A 21784-nucleotide genomic window follows, 5' to 3' on the forward strand; every position below is an offset into this window, starting at 1 on the left:
GCCCGGCTCGTAGAAGGCATTGGTGTCACCCTCGAAGAGCGACATGTGGGTGTGCATCCCGCTGGCCCGGGTACTCGGCGAAGACCTTCGGCATGAAGGTGGCGTACACCCCCCTGCTCGAGGGCGACCTCCTTGATGACCGTCCGGAAGGTCATGATGTTGTCCGCCGTCGACAGGGCGTCGGCGTAGCGCAGGTCGATCTCGTTCTGCCCCGGAGCCCCCTCGTGGTGGCTGAACTCCACGGAGATGCCGACCGACTCGAGCATGGTGATGGCTGCCCGACGGAAGTCGTGGGCCTCCCCCTTCGGCACGTGGTCGAAGTACCCGCCGTCGTCGACGGGGACCGGACGCTCACCGGGGGTCGTGGCCCTGCTTGAGCACGGAGAAGTWCAGCCACCACGAGGGGGCTCCGGGGCAGAACGAGATCGACCTGCGCTACCGCGACCGCCTGTCGACGGCGGACAACATCATGACCTTCCGGACGGTCATCAAGGAGGTCGCCCTCGAGCAGGGGGTGTACGCCACCTTCATGCCGAAGGTCTTCGCCGAGTACCCGGGCAGCGGGATGCACACCCACATGTCGCTCTTCGAGGGTGACACCAATGCCTTCTACGAGCCGGGCGCCCCGTACCAGCTGAGCAAGGTCGGGCGGCAGTTCATCGCCGGCCTCCTGCACCACGGGCGCGAGTACGCGGCCGTCACCAACCAGTGGGTCAACAGCTACAAGCGGCTGTGGGGCGGTGGCGAGGCACCCGCGCACCTGACGTGGGGTCACAACAACCGCTCGGCGATGGTCCGCGTGCCGATGTACAAGCCCAACAAGGGCAACTCCAGCCGGGTCGAGCTGCGCAGCCTCGACGCCGCGTGCAATCCCTACCTGGCCTTCGCCGTCATGCTCGCCGCCGGGCTCAAGGGCATCGAGGAGGGTTACGAGCTGCCCCCCGAGACCGAGGACGACGTGTGGGGCCTCACCGACCGCGAGCGCCGGGCCATGGGCATCAAGCCGTTGCCCTCCAGCCTCATCGAGGCGATCGAGGCCATGGAGGAGAGCGAGCTGGTCGCCGAGACGCTCGGTGAGCACGTCTTCGACTTCTTCCTGCGCAACAAGCAGCAGGAGTGGGCGGACTACCGCAACCAGGTGACCCCCTTCGAGCTCGAGCGGCTGCTGCCGCGCCTGTGAGGACAGCGTGACCCCACCCTCCCGGCCCGTCCCCACCCTGGCCCGGCGCGGCTTCAGCGACACGCGTCGCGCCGAGGCCCTCCTCGCCGACGCGGCTCTCGAGCCGCTCGGTCAGCACCACGAGCCGCTCCTGCGCGCGATCGCCCGGGTGGCCGACCCCGACCAGGCGCTGCTCGGTCTCGTCCGGGTGCTCGAGGCCAGCGACGACGAGGCACTCGTGCGAGCCCTCACCGGCGACGCGGCGGCCCGGGACCGGCTCATCGGCGTGCTCGGCATCTCCTCGGCGCTCGTCGACCACCTCGTGGCGCACCCGGACCAGTGGCGCGACGCGGTCGACGCGGTCGAGATGACGCCGGAGGAGCGAACCGAGGCCCTGCTCGCCGAGATCGCCGACCACGGTGACCTCGAGCCGCAGGACGCGCTGCGGGTGGGCTACCGGCGCCAGCTGCTCGGCATCGTCGCGCGTGACGTCACCTCCGACGACGCCGTCGCCGACCTGCCGGACATCGCCCGCGCGCTCGCCGACCTGGCCGGGTCGGCGCTCGAGGGCGCGGTGCGCATCGCCATCGACGAGCTGGGGGAGGAGGGGCAGTCCTGCCGCTTCGCCGTCATCGGCATGGGCAAGGCCGGCGGCCGCGAGCTCAACTACATCTCCGACGTCGACGTCATCTTCGTCGCCGAGCCCGTCGACGGGGTCGACGAGGCCGCGGCACTCGAGGTCGCGACCCGCGTCGCCAGCCGCATGATGCACGCCTGTGCCGACGCGACGTCGCACGGCAGCCTGTGGCCCGTCGACGCCGCGCTGCGCCCCGAGGGCAAGCAGGGCCCGCTCGTGCGGACGGTCGCCAGCCACCGCGCCTACTACGAGCGGTGGGCCAAGACCTGGGAGTTCCAAGCGCTGCTCAAGGCGCGTCACCTCGCCGGCGACGCCACCCTCGGTGCCGAGTACCTCGAGGCGGTGCGGCCCCTCGTGTGGGAGGCCGCCTCCCGCGAGGACTTCGTCGACGACGTCCAGGCCATGCGGCGCCGGGTCGAGGAGCACATCCCCAGTGCCGAGGCCGCCCGCCAGCTCAAGCTCGGGCCGGGCGGGCTGCGTGACGTCGAGTTCTCCGTGCAGCTGCTCCAGCTCGTCCACGGGCGCACCGACGAGACCCTCCACTCCGGCACCACCCTCGACGCACTGGCCGCCCTGTCCAGGGGTGGGTACATCGGTCGGGCCGATGCCGCCGTCCTCGGCGAGGCCTACCGGGTGCTGCGCACGCTCGAGCACCGCATCCAGCTGCACCGGTTGCGGCGCACCCACCTCATGCCGACCTCCGACGACGACCTGCGGCGGCTCGGCCGGGCCATGCGGCTCTGGGACCAGCCCGCCCACGAGGTCGTCGCGCTGCGCACCGGGCACTCACGCGAGGTGCGTCGGCTGCACCAGCGCCTCTTCTACCGGCCCCTGCTGTCGGCCGTCGCCCGCCTGAGCCCCGACGAGGCCTCGCTCAGTCCCGACGCGGCCCGCGAGCGCCTGAGTGCCCTCGGCTACCGAGACCCGGCCGGAGCGCTGCGCCACCTGGAGGTGCTCACCGAAGGGATGAGCCGTGCGGCGTCGATCCAGCGGCAGCTGCTCCCCGTCATGCTCGAGTGGTTTGCCGAGATGGCCGACCCGGACGCCGGGCTGCTCGCCTTCCGCAAGGTCAGCGAGGAGCTCGGCACCACCCACTGGTACCTGCGCCTGCTGCGCGACGAGGGCGAGGCAGCCAAGATCCTCGCGCACACCCTCGGCGCGAGCCGCTTCGCCGGGGATCTGTTGCTCGCGAGCCCGGAGGCGGTCCAGTACCTCGGTGAGGCCGACGGGCTGCGCCCGCGCACCCGCGACGAGCTGCTGCGCCGGATGCGGTCGGCAGCCGGTCGCCGAGAGGACCCCGAGGCCGCCGTCGCCGCGATCCGGGCGATCCGCCGGGCCGAGATCTTCCGCGTCGGCGTCGCCGACCTGCAGGACCGGCTGACGCTCGACGAGGTGGGGGAGGCGCTCACCGATGTCTCCGAGGCGACGATCCAGGCCGCACTCGAGGTCGTCGTGCACAAGGTCGAGGCCGAGCGGGGCGCGGACCTCGGCACCGACCTGCTCATCGTCGGCATGGGCCGGCTGGGTGGTCGCGAGGTCGGCTACTCCTCCGACGCCGACGTCCTCTACGTCCACGACCCGCGTCCCGGCGCCGACGACCAGGCGGCCCAGGAGGCGGCCCTGGCCGTCGTCACCGAGCTGCGTCGACTCATCGGCGCTGCGGGGTCCGACCCGCCGCTCGGTCTCGACGCCGACCTGCGGCCGGAGGGCAAGAGCGGCCCCCTGGTGCGGTCGCTGGCCTCCTACGCCAGCTACTACGAGCGCTGGTCCGAGACGTGGGAGGCGCAGGCCCTGTTGCGCGCCCGGCCGGTGGCCGGTGACCCGGGTCTCGGTGAGCGCTTCACGCAGCTCATCGACCCCCTGCGGTGGTCGCCCCAGGGGCTCGACGCGCGGCAGGTCCGTGAGGTCCGCCGACTCAAGGCACGGATGGAGGCCGAGCGACTCCCGCGGGGGGCCGACCGCAAGGCGCACTTCAAGCTCGGCATGGGTGGTCTCTCCGACGTCGAGTGGACCATCCAGCTGCTGCAGATGGAGCACGCCCACGAGCACGAGGGCCTGCGCACCACGCGGACCCTGCCGGCGCTCGCCGCCGCCGTCGACCTCGGCCTCGTGGACGGCCACGACGCGACCGTCCTGCGGGAGGCCTGGTCGATGGCCTCGCTGCTGCGCAATGCCGGCATGCTCTTCCGCGGCCGCCCGGTCGACTCGGTGCCGTCCAACCTGCGCGAGGCCGACGGGGTCGGCCGGATCGTCGGGATGGAGCCGCAGTCCGGCCTCGCGCTCGCCGAGTCCTACCGCCGCACGGCGCGACGCGCCCGTCAGGTCGTCGACCGCATCTTCTACGGCGAGGACGAGCAGCAGCGGTGAGACGCCGGTCAGGCAGCGCCGGCAGCGAACCTAGACTGGGGGCCATGCTCGCCACGATCGATCTGCGCTCGCGACCCCTCGGGGCCCGGGAGCTGCGCGCCGCCCTGCCCCGTGCGGAGTACGACGTCGAGGCCGCCCTCGATGCCGTCCGGCCGATCTGCGACGACGTGCACGACCGCGGGGCCCAGGCCCTCTACGAGTACGCCGAGCGCTTCGACGGGGTGCGACCGACCTCCCTGCGCGTCCCGCCGCACGTGCTCGAGGCCGCTCTCGACACCCTCGACGACGGTGTCCGCGCCGCACTCGAGATCTCGATCGAGCGCGCGCGGGCCGTGCACGCCGACCAGCGGCGCGTCGACACGACGACCCGGCTGCACCCCGGGGGCACCGTCACCGAGCGCTGGGTGCCGGTCGAGCGCGTCGGGCTCTACGTGCCCGGCGGACGCGCGGTGTACCCGAGCTCGGTCGTCATGAACGTCGTGCCCGCCCAGCTCGCCGGCGTCGGCTCGATCGCCGTCGCCAGCCCGCCGCAGCGGGACAACGTCGGTGACCTCGCCGGCTACCCACACCCGACGATCCTCGCCGCCTGCGCCCTGCTCGGCGTCGACGAGGTGTGGGCCATGGGCGGCGCCCAGGCGGTCGCCGGCTTCGCCCACGGCTTCGAGGACACGTCGTCCGGCGAGACCGTCGCCTGCGCACCGGTCAGCCTCGTCACCGGCCCGGGCAACATCTACGTCGCCGCTGCCAAGCGGCTGCTCAAGGGGCTCATCGGCATCGACGCGGAGGCCGGCCCGACCGAGATCGCGGTCCTCGCCGACGCGAGCGCGGACCCCGAGTACGTCGCCGCCGACCTCATCAGCCAGGCCGAGCACGACCCGCTCGCCGGGTCGGTGCTCGTCACCGACTCCACCGACCTCGCCGACGCCGTGCGCGTGGCCGTCGAGCGCCGTGCCGCCGCCACCAAGCACAGCGAGCGGGTCGCCGAGGCCCTCGGTGGGCGGCAGTCCGCGATCGTCCTCGTCGACGACCTCGACGCCGGTCTGCGGGTCGTCGACGCCTACGCGGCCGAGCACCTCGAGGTCATCACCGCCGACGCGTCCGCCGTCGCTGCCCGGGTGCGCAGTGCCGGGGCGATCTTCGTCGGGCCGCACTCGCCGGTGAGCCTGGGTGACTACGTCGCCGGGTCCAACCACGTGCTGCCCACGGGCGGCAGCGCCGCGCACAGCAGCGGCCTGTCCGTCCAGTCCTTCCTCCGCGGCATCCACGTCATCGAGTACTCGGCCGACGCCCTGGCCGAGGTGGCACCGCACGTGCTCGCCCTGTCCGAGGCCGAGGACCTGCCCGCGCACGGCGAGGCCGTCACCGCCCGGGTCGGCGAGGTGACCCGATGAGCGAGATCGAGCAGCTGCTGCGCCCCGAGCTGCGTGGCCGCAGCCCCTACGGCGCCCCCCAGCTGGACGTCGCCGTGCAGCTGAACACCAACGAGTCCTCCTACCCCGTCCCCGAGGAGGTCGTCTCGGCCGTCGTCGCCGAGCTCGCGGAGCAGCTCGGTGGGCTCAACCGCTACCCCGACCGGGAGTTCACCGACCTGCGCAAGGCGCTGGTCACCTACCTCGAGGACCGCAGCGGGGTCTCCCTTCGCCCGGAGCAGGTGTGGGCCGGCAACGGGTCCAACGAAGTCCTCTCGCACCTCGTCCAGGCCTTCGGCGGCCCCGGGCGGACCGCCCTCGGCTTCACCCCGGCGTACTCGATGCACCCGATCATCAGCGAGACGCTCGGGACGACGTGGGTCGACGGGCAGCGCGACGCGGGCACCTTCGACCTGACCGTCGACTCTGCCGTCGAGCAGGCCACGGCAACCGATCCCCACCTCGTCTTCCTGTGCTCGCCCAACAACCCCACCGGCACGGCCCTGCCCTTCGAGGTCGTCGAGGCGATGCTCGAGGCCGCTCCGCGGGCCGTCGTCGTCGTCGACGAGGCCTACGCCGAGTTCGCCCGGCCGGGGACGCCGAGCGCGCTCACCCTGCTCGACCGGCACCCGCGCCTCGTCGTGACCCGCACGATGAGCAAGGCCTTCGCCCTCGCCGGGGGGCGACTGGGGTACCTCGCCGCCGACCCGCAGGTCGTCGACGCCCTGCGTCTCGTCCGGCTGCCCTACCACCTGTCGTCGCCGACGCAGACGATCGCGAGGGTCTCGCTCGAGCACGCCGATCGGCTGCTCGAGACGGTCGACGCGATCAAGCGGCAGCGCGACCGGCTCGTCACCGAGCTCTCCGCTCTCGGGCTGTCGCCGGTGCCGAGCGATGCCAACTTCGTCCTCTTCGGCGGTCTCGCCGACGCGGCGGCCACGTGGCAGGCTCTGCTCGACCGGGGCGTCCTCGTTCGCGACGTCGGCATCCCGCACCACCTGCGGGTCACCGCCGGGACCCCCGAGGAGACCGGCCGGTTCCTCGAGGCCATGGCGCAGATCGTCCCCACCCACGCCCTGAGCAAGGAGACCCCGTGAGCACCACCACCCACCGCACCGCGACGGTCACGCGCGGCACCTCCGAGAGCCGGGTCGAGGTGACCGTCGACCTCGACGGCACCGGCGTCGGTGAGGTCTCCACCGGCGTGCGCTTCTACGACCACATGCTGCTGTCGCTCGCCAAGCACAGCCTCATCGACCTCACGGTGCGGGCCGAGGGCGACGTCGACGTCGACGCCCACCACACCGTCGAGGACGTGGCCATCGTGCTCGGGCAGGCCGTGCGCGAGGCCCTCGGCGACAAGCGGGGCATCAGCCGCTTCGGCGACGCCACCGTCCCCCCTCGACGAGGCCCTCGCCCACGCCGTCGTCGACGTCGCCGGGCGCCCCTACGTCGTGCACACCGGTGAGCCGGCCGGCCAGGAGCACGTCATCATCGGCGGCAACTTCGTCGGCTCGCTGACCCGGCACGTCATGGAGTCCTTCGCGTACAACGCCGGCATCGCGCTGCACGTGCGCGTGCTCGCCGGCCGCGACCCGCACCACGTCGTCGAGGCACAGTTCAAGGCCCTGGCCCGAGCTCTGCGGTCCGCCGTCGAGCCCGACCCGCGCGTCACCGGCATCCCGAGTGCCAAGGGCGCGCTGTAGAGCGTGCGATGAGCCAGCCGGGCAGGGGAGTGGTGCTCCTCTCCGCGTCGTCCGCGAGGGCCGTGGAGTGGGTGCGGCGCGGCGTCGTGCCGTGCCACGTCGTCGAGCACAGCGCGTGGTCGATCGTCGTGACGGCCTCGGCGACGAGTGCCGCCGCGCAGCCCTACGACGACGCGCTCACCGTGCTCGCCTCGCGTCACGTCCCGTCGCCGATGGCGCCGTCCATCGGGCTCTTCGAGATCGGTGACGCGGCGGTCGTGACCGCTCGGGCACCGGGCCGGGCCCCGATCCGCTGGGCGCTGCGCGCGGCCGACCGAGAGGTGGTCCGCGGGCCCCAGCTGCCGCCCTTGTCGCCGGAGGACCTGCACCGGACCCTGTCCAGCCACCCCGCGGCGCGACAGGTCCCCATCAGCCAGGTGCGCTCCCTGTGGGGTCGCACCGACCTGACCCACGCCGAGTGGTTGGTCGAGGTCACCACGGTCCTCGGCCTGCCCGGCGCCCGCATCATCGGCGGAGCCGACACCGATCTCGGCCCCGTGATCCGCCCCGATGCGCGGTCCGTCTCCGCCTTCGAGTCCGTCGTCAAGGATGTCCACCCATGAGCTCTCCTCGTGTCGTCGTGCTGGACCACGGCTCCGGCAACGTCCACTCCGCCGTGCGCGCGCTCAGCCATGTCGGGGCGCAGGTCGAGCTGACCGCGGACCGCGCTGCCGTGCTCGGCGCTGACGGCCTGCTCGTGCCCGGTGTCGGCAACTTCCACGCGTGCATGGCCGGTCTGCGGGCGGTCGACGGGCCCTCGCTCGTCGACACACGACTGGCCGGCGGGCGTCCGGTGCTCGGGGTGTGCGTCGGGATGCAGGTGATGTTCGACGGCTCGGCCGAGCCCCACGGCACCCAGCCCGAGCAGGACGGGCTGCACCAGTGGCCCGGCACCGTCGAGCGGCTCACCGCGCCCGTCGTCCCGCACATGGGCTGGTCGCCGGTGCAGGCCCCCGAGGGCACCCGGCTCTTCGCCGAGGTCGAGTCCGAGCGCTTCTACTTCGTCCACTCCTACGCCGTCGGGTCCTGGGACCTGCCGACGGCACCCGGCGCACTGTCCGCCGCCTCGCCCCGCGTCACGTGGAGCGAGCACGGGTCCCCCCTTCGTCGCGGCCGTCGAAAACGGCCCGTTGTCCGCCACGCAGTTCCACCCCGAGAAGTCCGGGGACGCGGGACTGCACCTCCTGAAGAACTGGGTGATGTCACTGTGACCACGACCGAGAGCCCCCGCCTGGAGCTCCTGCCCGCCGTCGACGTGCGGGGAGGGCGCGCGGTCCAGCTGCAGCAGGGCGTGGCCGACTCCGGCTGGGACTTCGGCGACCCGCTGCAGGCGGCGCAGGCCTGGCAGGAGCAGGGGGCCGAGTGGATCCACCTCGTCGACCTCGACGCGGCCTTCGGCGAAGGGAGCAACCGTGACCTCCTCGCCGGCATCGTCGGGCAGCTCGACCTCAAGGTCGAGCTGAGCGGCGGGATCCGCGACCAGGACTCCCTCGTGGCGGCGCTCGAGTCCGGCTGCACCCGGGTCAACCTCGGCACCGCTGCCCTCGAGGACCCGGAGTGGACGGCCCGGGCCATCGCCGAGTACGGCGACCGGATCGCCGTGGGGCTCGACGTCCGGGGGACGACCCTCGCCGCCCGCGGCTGGACCAAGGAGGGCGGCGACCTGTGGGAGACGCTCGCGCGGCTCGACGCGGAGGGCTGCTCCCGCTACGTCGTCACCGACGTCGCGAAGGACGGCATGCTGGCCGGCCCCAACCTGCAGCTGCTCCGGGACGTGTGCGCGGCGACCGATGCCGCCGTCGTGGCGAGCGGTGGGGTGACGACCCGCGAGGACGTCGTCGCCCTGCGCGAGCTGGTCCCGGTCGGTGTCGAGGGGGCGATCATCGGCTCGGCCCTGTACAAGGGCACTGTGACCCTCTCCGACGCCCTCGACGCGGCGGGCCGGCCGTGAGCGGCGTGGACCCGACCGACTCCGCGGGCGTCCCCTGGCAGGGACGGTCGCTGCCGACCGGAGGCTTCGAGGGCGACGACGGCGCAGCTGACGCAGGCCTGATGCGGGCGCTGACGACGGGCGGCGAGGCCGAGGTGCTCGAGCACCTCGCGGCCGCTCGGCTCCTCGTGCCGGTCACCGCCGTCGCCACGGAGACCACGGAGGACGGGCACGGGCAGACCTCCGACAAGGAGGCCGACATGGCCGTCCTGCTCCTCGAGCACCCCGACGGGCGGACCGCCCTGCCGGTCTTCACCTCGATGGAGTCGCTGGCGGCCTTCGACGCGTCCGTGCGACCGGTGCCGGTCGAGGCGGCCCGCGCTGCGCAGGCCGCCGTCAGCGAGTCGGCCGACCTCATGGTGCTCGACTGCGCGAGCGAGCAGGCCTTCGAGATCCGCGCCTCGATGGTGTGGGCCCTGGCGCAGCAGCGTCCGTGGCTGCCCGCGCACGAGGACCCCTTCGTCGAGCAGTCCGTGGAGCGGGCCTGCGCCGAGCACCCGGAGATCACGGGGACCGAGCTCGTCGAAGGCATCCCCGATGGGCAGGGTGTGCTCCAGGTGCGCCTGACCCTCGTACCGGGCCTGCAGGTCGAGGAGGTCCAGGCCCTGGTGACCGCGGTCGCGGAGCAGCTGGCCACCGACGGTGAGCTGCGGGCTCGGGTCGACGGCCTCTCCTTCGCCGTCGTCTGACCCACGGCCACCCCTCAGCGGGCCCGACGCGCGAGCCGATTTCGGGTCCGGTCCGGCCACTGCTATCGTGGTCCGCAACGACCGGTCACCGTCCTCGTGGCGGTGACGCAAGAGGAGCCTCGCTTCCCACCCGCGTCGACCGGAGTCCTCGGACTCACAGGTTGCCGGGTCTCAGGTCTCGACGCGACGCACGTCGCCGGACACCCCAGGTGTCCAGCCCGTCGTCCGTGTCGTGCTCTGGTGGAGGCTCCTCGCGATCGGCGAGGAGCCTTTCTTCGTCGGTAGCGGGAGTGACACACCGAGCTAAGGAGCAGCACATCAGCGAGCCTCGCATCAACGACCGAATCCGCGTTCCCGAGGTGCGGTTGGTCGGCCCCAACGGGGAGCAGGTCGGCATCGTGCGGGTGGAGGATGCCCTCCGACTCGCGGCAGAGGCTGACCTGGACCTCGTCGAGGTCGCCCCCATGGCCAAGCCTCCCGTCGCCAAGCTCATGGACTTCGGCAAGTACAAGTACGAAGCCGCCATGAAGGCCCGGGAAGCCCGCAAGAACCAGGTCAACACGGTCATCAAGGAGATCAAGCTCCGCCCGAAGATCGACAGCCACGACTACGGCACCAAGAAGGGCCACGTCGAGCGCTTCCTCGGCGCTGGCGACAAGGTCAAGGTGACGATCATGTTCCGCGGTCGCGAGCAGTCGCGCCCCGAGCTGGGCTTCCGGCTGCTGCAGCGCCTGGCCGAGGACGTCGTGGAGCTGGGCACCGTGGAGTCCGCGCCCAAGCAGGACGGGCGCAACATGATCATGGTGCTCGCCCCGACCAAGCGGAAGTCCGAGGCGCGTGCCGAGGCCCGACGCAAGAAGGACGAGCAGAAGGCGGCCCCGGCTGCCGCCGCGGAGGAGTCGGCCCCCGCCGAGACCGCCGAGGCCCCGGCCGAGTCCTGAGCCGGCAACAGACCAGCAAGCAACGAGAAGGAGATCGGCGCCATGCCGAAGAACAAGACGCACTCCGGTGCCAAGAAGCGATTCCGGGTCACCGGCTCGGGCAAGATCATGCGCGAGCGCGCCAACCACGTCCACAAGTTCCACGAGAAGACCCCGCAGCACGCGCGTCGTCTCGCGAACGACGTCCTGGTCTCCAAGGCCGACGAGAAGAAGATCAAGAAGCTGCTCGGTCGCTGACCTGAGCCTCTTGTCCCCACACACTGAAGGAGTCATCACGTGGCACGCGTGAAGCGGGCGGTCAACGCCCACAAGAAGCGTCGGGTCGTCCTCGAGCGCGCCAGCGGCTACCGGGGCCAGCGGTCCCGCCTGTACCGCAAGGCCAAGGAGCAGGTCACCCACAGCGCGGTCTACAGCTACCGTGACCGTCGCGCCAAGAAGGGCGACTTCCGTCGCCTGTGGATCCAGCGCATCAACGCCGGCGCCCGCGCCAACGGCATGACCTACAACCGGTTCATCCAGGGCCTGCGCGCCGCGGAGATCGAGGTCGACCGTCGCATGCTCGCCGAGCTCGCCGTCAACGACGAGGCGGCCTTCGCCGCGCTCGTCGAGATCGCCAAGGCCAACGTGCCGGCGGCCACCGACGCCAAGGTCGAGGCCTGAGCGACCACTCCGGACGCCGGGAGCGCCCACCACTGACCAATCCCGCTGCTGAGCGGGTGAAGTCGGTGCGCGGGCTCTCCCGGCGTCCTGCGCGTCGACGCACCGGTCGGATCCTCGTCGAGGGTCCGCAGGGGGTGCGCGAGGCCGTGCGCTTCGCGCCCGAGCGGATCGTCGACCTCTACGTCACGGACGAGGCGGCGCAGCGGTACGCGGACTTCATCGACCCGGCCCGCGAGGCCGGTGTCTTCGTCCACCGCACGAGCGACGAGGTCCTTGCCGCGATGTGCGATGCGGACACGCCGCAGGGCACCGCCGCCGTCGTCGAGTGGACACCCACGGACCTCGCGCCGGTCCTCGCGGCGGGTCCGCGCCTGCTCGTCCTGCTCACCCACGTGCGCGACCCCGGCAACCTCGGCACCGTGATCCGTGGCGCCGACGCCGCGGGCGCCGACGCGGTGCTCGTCAGCGCGGCGTCCGTCGACGTCACCTCGCCCAAGGTCATCCGGTCGACGGCCGGGTCGATCTTCCACCTGCCCGTCGTCACGGGGCTCGACATCGAGCCGACCCTCGCGAGGCTCGGCGAGGCCGGCATCACGCGGCTGGCTGCCGACGGTGCGGGAAGCGTCACGACTGACGACGCCGACCTCACGGGCCCGCACGCCTGGGTCATGGGCAACGAGGCGTGGGGCCTGGAGGAGGCGACGCTGCGCGTCTGCGACGAGGTGGTGCGCGTCCCGATCCACGGGCACGCCGAGTCGCTCAACCTCGCGATGGCGAGCACCATCTGCCTCTACGCCTCGGCCCGGCAGCAGCGGGCCTGACGACGAAGGGCGCCGCCCCCCGATGATCTCGGGGGCGGCGCCCTTCGTCGTGCCGGCGTCAGCCCTGGGCGGCGTGCGTCTCCTGCCCGCCGAGGACCTCACCCGGGTCGACCGGGGACTCGTCCGCGGCGGCCTTGCCGTCACGGATGCGCTGCCCGATCGTCGCGTCGATGTTGGTCCAGTACTCGAAGACCCTCGAGAGCACCGGGTCCTCGACCCCGGCCAGGGAGCCGACGACCGTGTCGACGAGCCGGTCGCGCTGGGCGTCGTCGAAGACCTCGCGCACGAGCGTGCCCGGCTGGCCGAAGTCGTCGTCCTCGGCGTGCAGCTGGTAGGCCGAGCGGACGATGGCGCCGTCGGCCTCCCACCCGTCGTCGACCGGCCCCTCGAAGTCCGCGACCGGGCGACCGAAGCTGTTGGGGTGGTAGGTCGGCGCGGCGCCCGAGTGCTCGTAGCGCATCGGCCCGTCGAAGGAGTAGTGGTTCTCCCGCTCGACGGCCGGGCGGTTGACCGGCAGCTGGTGGAAGTTCGGGCCGATGCGGGCGCGGTGGGCGTCGGCATAGGCGAAGACCCGGCCGAGCAGCATCTTGTCCGGGGAGAAGCCCACGCCCGGCACGGTGTTGCTCGGGGCGAAGGCCGCCTGGTCGATCTGCGCGAAGAAGTTCACCGGGTTCTCGTCGAGGGTCATCGTGCCGACCTCGATGAGCGGGTAGTCGGCGTGCGGCCAGGTCTTGGTCAGGTCGAAGGGGTTGAAGCGGTAGTTCTTCGCGTCCTCGTAGGGCATGACCTGGACCGACAGCTTCCACTGCGGGGCCTCCCCGCGCGCGATCGCCTCGAAGAGGTCGCGGCGGTGGAACTCCGCGTCCTGACCGGCGATCCGGTCGGCGGCGTCACCAGTGAGGCCCTGCACTCCCTGCTGCGTGTGGAAGTGGTACTTGACCCAGAACTTGTCGCCGGAGCCGTTGACCCACATGTAGGTGTGACTGCCGTAGCCGTTCATGTGGCGCCACGAGCGGGGCAGGCCGCGGTCACCCATGAGGTAGGTGACCTGGTGGGCCGACTCGGGGTTGTTGGTCCAGAAGTCCCACTGCATGGTGTTGTCGCGCAGCCCGCTGTCGGGCAGCCGCTTCTGGCTGCGGATGAAGTTGGGGAACTTCAGCGGGTCGCGCAGGAAGAAGACCGGGGTGTTGTTGCCGACGAGGTCGAGGTTGCCCTCGCTCGTGTAGAAGCGCAGCGCGAAGCCGCGCACGTCGCGCCAGGTGTCGGGGGAGCCGAGCTCGCCAGCCACCGTGGAGAAGCGGGCGAGCATGCGCGTCGTCGTGCCCGGCTGGAAGACCGCGGCCTTGGTGTACTGCGAGACGTCGGCGGTCGTCTCGAAGCGGCCGAAGGCGCCGGAGCCCTTGGCGTGCGGCTTGCGCTCGGGGATGTTTTCCCGGTTGAAGTGGGCGAGCATGTCGACGAGGTGCGTGTCGTGCAGGAGCAGGGGCCCGTTGCTGCCGACCGAGAGGCTGTTGCGGTCGCTCACGGTGGGCGCGCCGCCCAGCTGGGTCGACGGCCCGGAGACGTCGAGCGTCCCTCGGGCGTCCGAGCGGGGCTCCGGTGTGGAAGGGGTGGATGACATCTGCTGCTCCTCTTTCTCTGTGGGGTGGGGTGCAGTGCTGGTCAGGGGGTGGTGACCGCAGCGGTCGCGCACGCGGGGCAGGTGCCCCAGTAGATGACCTCGGCCTCGTCGATGGCGAAGCCGTGGTCGTCGGCGGCATCGAGGCACGGTGCCTTGCCGGGCGCGCACTCGACGTCGATCATCGTGCCGCAGGCGCGGCAGACGAGGTGGTGGTGGTTGTCGCCGAGCTCCAGCTCGAAGCGGGCCGGGTGGCCGGCCGGCTCGAACTTGCGGACGAGGCCGTGCGCGGACAGCGCGCCGAGGATGTCGTAGACCGCCTGGGTGCTCACGGACCCGAGTCGCTCGCGGGTGGCTCGGGCGATGGTGTCGACGTCGGCGTGGGGGATCGCGGACAGCTCGCGCAGGACGGCGACGCGTGGGGCGGTCACGCGCAGCGCGTGGGTGCGCAGCAGGTCGGCGGCAGCCTCGGTCTCGATCATCGTGCTCATCGCCACCAGAGTCCCACCAAGACTTGAATCAGTCAAGATAACGACCGGGCCGGGGGAGCGCTCCCCATCGCCGGCGGCGCGGACACGGACTACCTTGACCGCTCATGGCAGTGACCCACGGCAACGACCCCGACCGGCTCGACGCGATCGGTGACGCGCTGCGTGCCGAGGGGGACCGGGTCGAAGAGGTGCTCGGGCTCGGGCACCTCGGGAATCGCGGTCCTGGTGGGTGCGTGGTCGGGTCCTGATCTCGAGGGCTTCGTGGGGGACTGGCAGGGGGCGCAGCAGCAGCTGGCGTTGGCTGCCCAGCTGCTGCGGGCGGTCGGTCAGCGGGCCAAGGAGCAGGCTGCGGACCAGCGGTCCGCCAGCGGCGAAGGGGGGGACGGGTTCCCCCTTCGACCTCGGCGCGGGGCGCGGGCTGGGCGCCGCGGCGGTGGGCGGGAACCCCGGTCGTCCGCCCTCGGACTCCCTCGACCTGCCCGACGACTACGAGGACGGACCGGAGATCCCCTTCAGGGACAAGGGCCAGATCCCGCAGGGGCTCGGGTACAACGAGGCGGACGACGAGCTCGTCTACACCTTCTACGACGAGGACGACGACACCGACGGCGAGATCGTCTTCGTCGACCGGGAGACCGGCGAGGTCACCTCGCGGGTCCCGCTGGAGGGGCTCGACCACTACGGCGGGGTCACGGTCAACGGTGAGTACACCTACGTCTCCGGGGGTGGTAACACACAGGTGTACCGCACCGAGGACCTGCGCAACCCCGAGACGACGACGATCCCGAACCCCGGGGCCGCCTGGGGCGGGGACCCGATGACGGACGTCGTGCACACGGCGGAGCCCATCGACACCGTCGACACCAAGGCGCACTCCACGGTCACCGTGCACGACGACAAGCTGTACGTCACGCAGTTCACCAAGGACCACGACGACCCGGGCACCATGTACGCGTACGAGATCGGGGCGGACGGCAGCCCGACCGGTGACCCGAAGACATACCAGGTGCCGCCCCAGACCCAGGGGGTCTCCTTCGACGAGGCCGGCAACGCCTACTACTCCTCGAGCTACGGGCGCAACAACGAGTCGACGCTCACCCGGGTCTCGGCGGAGGACTTCGCCCGGGACGGCGGCTGGACCCAGGACAACGGGCGCTCCCAGAAGATCCCCAACATGGCCGAGGGGTCGGTGGTCGTGGACGGCCGCCTCTACCAGCTCTACGAGTCCGGGGCCGACAAGTACGACGACAACCCCGGGCCGGACTTCATCGTCGACCGAGTTGTCGGCGACACCGACCCGCGGGACCGCCTCACCGTCCACGACCTGAGGAAGTGATCGACCTCGAAACCCGGGGGCGGGCCCCCTTCGTCCCCACGTAGACTCGGGCCTCGTGTCTGGACCCAACACGAACTACGACCCGGTCGAGGTCGCCGCCCTCGACCCGCAGGTGATCGACGACGCCGTGCAGGCCGCGCTCGACGCCGCCGCGGGCGCGACCACCCTCGACGAGCTCAAGCGGATCCGCGGTGCGCACCAGGGCGACAAGAGCCCGCTCGCGCTCGCCAACCGAGAGATCGGCGCACTGCCGCCGAGCGCCAAGGCCGAGGCCGGCAAGCGCGTCGGGCAGGCGAGGGGCCGTGTCGGGCAGGCCTTCTCGGCCCGTCAGGCCGAGCTCGAGTCCGAGCGTGACGAGCGGATCCTCGTCGAGGAGACCCTCGATCTCACCGTGCCGAGCCCCTACCAGCGGCTCGGGGCGCGGCACCCGATCAGCCTCGTCACCGAGCGGGTCGAGGACATCTTCGTCGGCATGGGCTGGGAGATCGCCGAGGGTCCCGAGATCGAGTCAGAGTGGCTGACCTTCGACGCGCTCAACATCGGTCCCGACCATCCCGCGCGCGGTGAGCAGGACACCTTCTTCGTCGAGCCGAGCGATGCCGGCGTCGTGCTGCGCACCCACACCTCGCCCGTGCAGATCCGCACGATGCTCGACCGCGAGCCGCCCATCTACGTCCTGTGCCCGGGCAAGGTCTTCCGCACCGACGACCTCGACGCGACGCACACCCCGGTCTTCCACCAGTTCGAGGGGCTCGTCGTCGACAAGGGCATCACGATGTCCCACCTGCGCGGGGCGCTCGACGCCTTCGTGCAGGGCCTCTTCGGCGAGGGCATCGTCACGCGACTGCGCCCCAACTACTTCCCCTTCACCGAGCCGAGTGCCGAGATCGACTGCCAGTGCTGGGTGTGCCGCGGCGCCGACACCGGCTGCCGCACCTGCGGCGGCACCGGCTGGATCGAGCTCGGGGGCTCCGGCATGGTCAACCGTCGCGTGCTCGCCGCCGCCGGCATCGACCCCGACGAGTACACCGGCTTCGCCTTCGGCCTGGGCATCGAGCGCTCGCTCATGCTGCGCCACGGCGTCGCCGACATGCGCGACATCATCGAGGGAGACGTCCGCTTCTCGGCGGCGTTCGGGATGGAGATCTGATGCGGGCACCCATCGAGTGGCTCCGTGAGCTGACCGAGGTCGACCCGCAGGCGAAGGGGGCCGACGTCGCCGCCACGCTCGTGCGCGTGGGCCTCGAGGAGGAGGGCATCATCGGTGGCGAGGTCACCGGCCCCCTCGTCGTCGGCAAGGTTCTCGAGCGCACGCCCGAGGAGCAGAAGAACGGCAAGACGATCAACTGGTGCCAGGTCGACGTGGGCGCTGCCAACGGGACCGGCGAGCCGCAGGGCATCGTGTGCGGCGCACACAACTTCGACGTGGGCGACCTCGTCGCGGTGATCCTGCCCGGTGGCGTCCTGCCGGGGAACTTCGAGATCTCCGCCCGCAAGACCTACGGGCACGTGAGCGCCGGCATGATCTGCTCCGCGATGGAGCTCGGTCTCGGCGAGGACCACGACGGCATCATCGTGCTCACCCAGCACCTGCCGGCCGACGTCGTCGCGGGCCTGGCGCCGGGCGACGACCTCATCCCCGTCCTCGGCCTCGACGCCGAGACGGTGGAGGTCAACGTCACGCCCGACCGCGGGTACTGCCTCTCCATGCGCGGCATCGCCCGCGAGTACGCGCTGTCGGAGGGGACCCCCTTCGTCGACCCGGCGGACCTGCCGGTGGCCGAGCCCACCGGGCCGGGCCACGAGGTGCGTCTCGCCGACGACGCACCGGTCGACGGCGTGCCCGGGTGCGACCGCTTCGTCGCGCGGGTCGTGCGCGGCATCGACGCGACGGCGACCTCACCGGAGTGGATGCAGCGCCGGCTCACCGAGGTCGGCATGCGCCCCATCTCCCTCGCGGTCGACGTCACCAACTACGTGATGATGCTGCTCGGCCAGCCGCTGCACGCCTACGACCTCGCCAAGCTCTCCGGGGCCATCGAGGTGCGCCGGGCGCGCGCGGGTGAGACGCTCACGACCCTCGACGACGTCGAGCGGACCCTGGTGCCCGAGGACCTGCTGATCACCGACGGCGGCACCACCCCGCTCGCGATCGCCGGCGTGATGGGCGGCGCGACGAGCGAGGTCGACGACACCACGACCGACGTGCTCGTCGAGGCCGCGCACTTCGACTCCGTCACCGTGGCGCGCTCCGCGCGGCGTCACCGGCTGGCGACCGAGGCGTCCAAGCGCTTCGAGCGCGGCGTCGACCCCGCGGTCACCGCGGCGGCCGCCCAGCTCGCCGTCGACCTCCTCGTCGAGCACGGCGGAGGCACGGCTGACCCGACGGCGACCGACGTCGGGAGCCCCGCAGAGCCGGCGACGATCGCCCTGGACCCGAGCCTGCCGAGCCGGTACATCGGGCTCGACTACCCCCGCGAGGAGGTCGTCGCGACCCTCACCGCGATCGGTTGCGACGTGGCTGACGAGGGCCAGCTCCTGCGGGTCACCCCGCCGACCTGGCGACCCGACCTCGTCGACGGCCCCGACCTCGTCGAGGAGGTTGCCCGCGTGCGTGGCTACGACCAGATCCCGTCGGTCGTGCCCCGGGCCAGCGCCGGCCGCGGCCTGACGCACAGCCAGCGGGCCCGCCGCACGGTCGCCCGCACGCTCGCGGCCACCGGCCTGGTCGAGGTGCTGTCCTACCCCTTCACCTCCGAGGAGCGCCACGACGCCCTCGGCTACGCCGCGGACGACGCCCGACGCACGACGGTGCGCCTGGCCAACCCGCTGCAGGACGAGGCCCCGCTCATGCGGACCTCGATCCTCGACACATTGCTCGACACGCTGCGACGCAACGTCTCCCGGGGCCACCGCGATGTCGCGCTCTACGAGATCGGGCTCGTCACGGCCGGCGGCATCACGCCGCTACCCCTGCCTCCGGGTGGGGTCGAGCCCGACGCGGAGACCCTGGCGCGCATCACCGGCGGGGTCCCGGCCCAGCCGCGGCACGTCGCCATCGCCGCGTCGGGGGCCGCACTGCCCGCGGGGCCGCACGGTCCGGCGCGGCCCGTCGAGGCCACCGACGTCGTCGGCTGGGTGCGGGCGATCGGTGACTCGATCGGTGTCGAGCTGGGTGTCGAGGCCGCCCAGCGCGAGCCCTTCCACCCCGGGCGCTGCGTGGCGATCTCCGTGCCCGGTGGCGAGGTCGTCGGCCACGCGGGCGAGCTGCACCCCAAGGTCTGCTCGCGACTGGAGCTGCCCGAGCGCACCGTCGCAGCGGAGCTCGACCTGGACGCGATCGTTGCCGCCTCCGGCGAGCCGGTGAAGCCCGGCCAGCTGTCCACCCAGCCGGTCGCCAACACGGACGTCGCGCTCGTCGTCGACGAGGGCGTGCCGGCGGCGGCTGTCGCCGCAGCACTGCGATCTGGTGCCGGAGACGACCTCGAGTCGCTCACCCTCTTCGACGTCTACCGGGGCGACCAGGTGGGGCAGGGGCGCAAGTCCCTCGCCTATCGCCTGACCTTCCGGGCCGGCCGGACGCTGAAGACCGACGAGGTCTCCGCCCTGCGTGACAAGGCGGTCGCCTCCGCGGCCTCCGCCACGGGGGCCCAGCAGCGCTGAGCAGGAGACCGTCGCCGACACGCGTTTGCATAAAACAGCGTGCCTGCGTATGGTCATGCAGGTGATCACCGCAGCCATCGCCGGAGCCAGCGGCTACGCAGGGGCCGAGATCGCTCGGCTCCTGCTCGGCCATCCCGAGGTCGAGATCGGTGCCCTCACGGCATCGGGCAATGCGGGCACCCGCCTCGGTGACCTCGCGCCGCACCTGCAGCCACTTGCCGACCGCGTGCTCGAGCCGACGACCGCCGAGGTGCTCGCCGACCACGACGTCGTCTTCCTCGCTCTGCCCCACGGCCACTCTGCGGCCATCGCGCAGCAGCTGCCCGACGAGGTCGTCATCGTCGACTGCGGTGCCGACTTCCGTCTCGACGACGAGCAGGACTGGGACGACTACTACGACACCCCCTTCGCCGGCACCTGGCCCTACGGGATGCCCGAGCTCGTCAAGGCCGACGGCACCAAGCACCGGGGCGACCTCGCGGGGGCTCGTCGGATCGCCGTCCCCGGGTGCTACCCGACCGCCGCGAGCCTCGCCCTGGCCCCCTGGTCTGGCAGCCGGTGTCGTCGAGCCCGACGACGTCGTCATCGTCGCCGCCTCGGGGACCTCGGGCGCCGGCCGGTCGACCAAGGCGCACCTCATCGGCTCGGAGGTCATGGGGGCGATGAGCCCCTACGGCGTGGGCGGGGTCCACCGGCACACCCCCGAGATCGAGCGCAATCTCGCCCGCGCCGCGGGGCGCGCGGCCCGCGTATCCTTCACCCCCACCCTCGCGCCGATGCCCCGCGGGATCCTCGCGACGACGACGGCCCGCGCTGCCGCCGGCGCGACGGCCGAGACGGTGCGCGCCGCCTGGGAGCAGGCCTACGCCGACGAGCCCTTCGTCCACCTCCTGCCGCAGGGCCAGTGGCCGCACACCGGCAGCGTCGTCGGCTCCAACCTCGTCCACGTCCAGGTCGCCCTCGACGAGCGCAGCGGCCGTGTCGTCGCCGTGGCCGCCGAGGACAACCTGACGAAGGGGACGGCCGGCGCGGCCGTCCAGTCGATGAACCTGGCCCTCGGCCTGCCCGAGACCACCGGACTTCCCACGACAGGAGTGGCCCCGTGAGCACGACGACCCCCGCAGGATTTCGCGCCGCCGGTGTGACCGCAGGCCTCAAGCCGAGCGGACGCCCCGACGTCGCGCTCGTCGTCAACGACGGGCCCGACCACCACGCCGCTGCGGTCTTCACGACCAACCGGGTCGAGGCGGCACCGGTGACGTGGTCGCGCCAGACGCTCGCCGACGGCCGGGCCGACGCGGTCGTCCTCAACTCGGGCGGCGCCAATGCCTGCACGGGTGCGCAGGGTTTCCAGGACACCCATGCCACCGCCGAGCACACCGCCGAGGTGCTCGGCGTCTCCGCCGGCGACGTCGTCGTGTGCAGCACCGGTCTCATCGGTGAGCTGCTCCCGATGGACAAGCTCGTCGCCGGGGTCACCGCTGCCGGCGCCGCCCTCGCGACCGACGGCGGCGCGTCCGCCGCCGAGGCGATCATGACGACCGACACCGTGAGCAAGACCGCGGCCGCCGCCCGCGACGGGTGGAGCGTCGGTGGCATGGCGAAGGGGGCTGGCATGCTCGCCCCCGCACTCGCCACGATGCTTGTCGTCGTCACGACCGATGCGGTGACCTCCGCGGAGGACCTCGACGCCGCGCTGCGCGAGGCGACGCGGACCACCTTCGACCGCATCGACTCCGACGGGTGCATGTCGACCAACGACACCGTCGTCGCCATGGCCTCCGGGGCGTCGGGTACCGCGGTCTCCCCTTCCGATCTCACCGAGGCGATCCGCGAGGTGTGCGCCGACCTGGCCCGCCAGCTCATCGGCGACGCCGAGGGCGCGGCCCACGACATCGAGATCGTCGTCCACCAGGCGGCGAGCGAGGCCGACGGGCTCGAGGTCGCTCGCAGCATCGCCCGCAACAACCTCTTCAAGTGCGCGATCTTCGGCAAGGACCCCAACTGGGGCCGCGTGCTCGCGGCTGTCGGCACGACCGGGGCGGCCTTCGAGCCCGCGCAGCTGGACGTCTCGATCAACGGCGTGCAGGTCTGTCGCGCCGGGGGAGTGGGCGAGGACCGCACGCTCGTCGACCTCGAGCAGCGCGAGGTCCGCGTCGAGGTCGACCTCCACGCCGGCAGCGACGAGGTGACGGTGTGGACCAACGACCTCACCCACGACTACGTCCACGAAAACTCTGCGTACTCCACCTGATCGG

17 protein-coding genes and 5 pseudogenes are annotated in these 21784 nt (G+C 72.2%); 19 read left to right on the forward strand and 3 right to left on the reverse strand.

The features are described from left to right. Window positions 1-353: pseudogene (locus B277_RS05115) on the reverse strand (glutamine synthetase); the annotation flags it as partial. A gap of 38 nt (window positions 354-391) precedes the next feature. On the opposite strand from B277_RS05115, the pseudogene B277_RS05120 reads away from it, so the two are divergent. From B277_RS05120 to B277_RS05175, 13 genes and pseudogenes are all read left to right on the forward strand, one after another. Continuing rightward, window positions 392-1180 (forward strand): annotated as a pseudogene (locus B277_RS05120) (glutamine synthetase family protein); the annotation flags it as partial. 7 nt (window positions 1181-1187) lie between these two features. Further along, on the forward strand, window positions 1188-4163 hold the full coding sequence (locus B277_RS05125) for a bifunctional [glutamine synthetase] adenylyltransferase/[glutamine synthetase]-adenylyl-L-tyrosine phosphorylase (protein ID WP_007925903.1): 2976 nt from the start codon (window positions 1188-1190) through the stop codon (window positions 4161-4163). Window positions 4164-4207: 44 nt separating this feature from the next. After that, complete coding sequence (gene hisD / locus B277_RS05130; protein WP_007925905.1) at window positions 4208-5554, forward strand: histidinol dehydrogenase; 1347 nt, start codon at window positions 4208-4210, stop codon at window positions 5552-5554. Then, the gene (locus tag B277_RS05135) at window positions 5551-6669 is read left to right on the forward strand and encodes a histidinol-phosphate transaminase (protein WP_007925906.1); all 1119 of its coding nucleotides are present in this window, start codon (window positions 5551-5553) and stop codon (window positions 6667-6669) included. Before hisD ends, B277_RS05135 begins: the two co-directional genes overlap by 4 nt. Continuing rightward, window positions 6666-7278, forward strand: a pseudogene (hisB, locus tag B277_RS05140) (imidazoleglycerol-phosphate dehydratase HisB). Before B277_RS05135 ends, hisB begins: the two are co-directional and overlap by 4 nt. A gap of 8 nt (window positions 7279-7286) precedes the next feature. Continuing rightward, window positions 7287-7880, forward strand: coding sequence for a hypothetical protein (locus tag B277_RS05145; protein WP_128276701.1), 594 nt, complete (start codon window positions 7287-7289; stop codon window positions 7878-7880). After that, window positions 7877-8287, forward strand: a pseudogene (gene hisH / locus B277_RS19755) (imidazole glycerol phosphate synthase subunit HisH); the annotation flags it as partial. The gene B277_RS05145 and the pseudogene hisH, both read left to right, overlap by 4 nt. A 237-nt stretch (window positions 8288-8524) precedes the next feature. Continuing rightward, window positions 8525-9268, forward strand: a complete 744-nt coding sequence (gene priA / locus B277_RS05150; protein ID WP_040880879.1) for a bifunctional 1-(5-phosphoribosyl)-5-((5-phosphoribosylamino)methylideneamino)imidazole-4-carboxamide isomerase/phosphoribosylanthranilate isomerase PriA — start codon at window positions 8525-8527, stop codon at window positions 9266-9268. Between the two features lie 5 nt (window positions 9269-9273). After that, window positions 9274-9996: an SseB family protein gene (locus tag B277_RS05155; protein ID WP_238148000.1), complete on the forward strand. Its 723-nt coding sequence runs from the start codon at window positions 9274-9276 to the stop codon at window positions 9994-9996. A gap of 317 nt (window positions 9997-10313) precedes the next feature. Further along, window positions 10314-10937, forward strand: a complete 624-nt coding sequence (gene infC, locus B277_RS05160; protein ID WP_083853656.1) for a translation initiation factor IF-3 — start codon at window positions 10314-10316, stop codon at window positions 10935-10937. Window positions 10938-10979: 42 nt separating this feature from the next. Next, window positions 10980-11174, forward strand: coding sequence for a 50S ribosomal protein L35 (gene rpmI, locus B277_RS05165; RefSeq protein ID WP_007925928.1), 195 nt, complete (start codon window positions 10980-10982; stop codon window positions 11172-11174). A gap of 39 nt (window positions 11175-11213) precedes the next feature. Further along, window positions 11214-11597, forward strand: coding sequence for a 50S ribosomal protein L20 (gene rplT / locus B277_RS05170; RefSeq protein WP_007925930.1), 384 nt, complete (start codon window positions 11214-11216; stop codon window positions 11595-11597). Window positions 11598-11653: 56 nt separating this feature from the next. Next, the gene (locus B277_RS05175) at window positions 11654-12418 is read left to right on the forward strand and encodes a TrmH family RNA methyltransferase (protein ID WP_007925932.1); all 765 of its coding nucleotides are present in this window, start codon (window positions 11654-11656) and stop codon (window positions 12416-12418) included. A gap of 58 nt (window positions 12419-12476) precedes the next feature. On the opposite strand, the gene B277_RS05180 is transcribed toward B277_RS05175, so the two are convergent. Both B277_RS05180 and B277_RS05185 read right to left on the reverse strand, forming a co-directional pair. Beyond that, window positions 12477-14039: a catalase gene (locus B277_RS05180; protein ID WP_007925934.1), complete on the reverse strand. Its 1563-nt coding sequence runs from the start codon at window positions 14037-14039 to the stop codon at window positions 12477-12479. A gap of 41 nt (window positions 14040-14080) precedes the next feature. Next, a complete protein-coding gene (locus B277_RS05185) occupies window positions 14081-14527 on the reverse strand; it encodes a Fur family transcriptional regulator (protein ID WP_007925936.1) in 447 nt (148 codons plus the stop codon). A 104-nt stretch (window positions 14528-14631) separates the two neighbouring features. Here B277_RS05185 and B277_RS17355 point away from each other — a divergent pair, with 104 nt between their 5' ends. The 6 genes and pseudogenes from B277_RS17355 to argJ all read left to right on the forward strand — a co-directional run bounded on the left by B277_RS17355 (window position 14632) and on the right by argJ (window position 21780). Then, entirely contained in the window at window positions 14632-14775 is a 144-nt protein-coding gene (locus B277_RS17355) for a hypothetical protein (protein WP_156811737.1), read from the forward strand. A 185-nt stretch (window positions 14776-14960) separates the two neighbouring features. After that, entirely contained in the window at window positions 14961-15863 is a 903-nt protein-coding gene (locus B277_RS05190) for a hypothetical protein (RefSeq protein WP_007925938.1), read from the forward strand. Window positions 15864-15918: 55 nt separating this feature from the next. Next, complete coding sequence (gene pheS, locus B277_RS05195) at window positions 15919-17013, forward strand: phenylalanine--tRNA ligase subunit alpha (RefSeq protein ID WP_007925939.1); 1095 nt, start codon at window positions 15919-15921, stop codon at window positions 17011-17013. After that, window positions 17013-19526, forward strand: a complete 2514-nt coding sequence (gene pheT, locus B277_RS05200) for a phenylalanine--tRNA ligase subunit beta (RefSeq protein WP_007925940.1) — start codon at window positions 17013-17015, stop codon at window positions 19524-19526. The genes pheS and pheT overlap by 1 nt, the downstream gene beginning before the upstream one ends. Window positions 19527-19575: 49 nt before the next feature. Next, window positions 19576-20632, forward strand: a pseudogene (gene argC, locus B277_RS18130) (N-acetyl-gamma-glutamyl-phosphate reductase). Beyond that, window positions 20629-21780: a bifunctional glutamate N-acetyltransferase/amino-acid acetyltransferase ArgJ gene (argJ, locus tag B277_RS18135; protein ID WP_007925942.1), complete on the forward strand. Its 1152-nt coding sequence runs from the start codon at window positions 20629-20631 to the stop codon at window positions 21778-21780. Before argC ends, argJ begins: the two are co-directional and overlap by 4 nt. The last annotated feature ends 4 nt before the right edge of the window (window positions 21781-21784 follow it).

The organism is Janibacter hoylei PVAS-1 (genome assembly GCF_000297495.1).
In the GTDB taxonomy this organism is placed as follows: Bacteria; Actinomycetota; Actinomycetes; order Actinomycetales; family Dermatophilaceae; genus Janibacter; species Janibacter hoylei.

What these genes read in the sequence shown, in the direction of transcription:
- B277_RS05185 (WP_007925936.1), bottom strand. Translation starts at nt 14,527, where the DNA reads ATGAGCACGATGATCGAGACCGAGGCTGCCGCCGACCTGCTGCGCACC.
- B277_RS05145 (WP_128276701.1), top strand. Translation starts at nt 7,287, where the DNA reads ATGAGCCAGCCGGGCAGGGGAGTGGTGCTCCTCTCCGCGTCGTCCGCG.
- B277_RS17355 (WP_156811737.1), top strand. Translation starts at nt 14,632, where the DNA reads ATGGCAGTGACCCACGGCAACGACCCCGACCGGCTCGACGCGATCGGT.
- B277_RS05180 (WP_007925934.1), bottom strand. Translation starts at nt 14,039, where the DNA reads ATGTCATCCACCCCTTCCACACCGGAGCCCCGCTCGGACGCCCGAGGG.
- B277_RS05135 (WP_007925906.1), top strand. Translation starts at nt 5,551, where the DNA reads ATGAGCGAGATCGAGCAGCTGCTGCGCCCCGAGCTGCGTGGCCGCAGC.
- rpmI (WP_007925928.1), top strand. Translation starts at nt 10,980, where the DNA reads ATGCCGAAGAACAAGACGCACTCCGGTGCCAAGAAGCGATTCCGGGTC.
- hisD (WP_007925905.1), top strand. Translation starts at nt 4,208, where the DNA reads ATGCTCGCCACGATCGATCTGCGCTCGCGACCCCTCGGGGCCCGGGAG.
- pheT (WP_007925940.1), top strand. Translation starts at nt 17,013, where the DNA reads ATGCGGGCACCCATCGAGTGGCTCCGTGAGCTGACCGAGGTCGACCCG.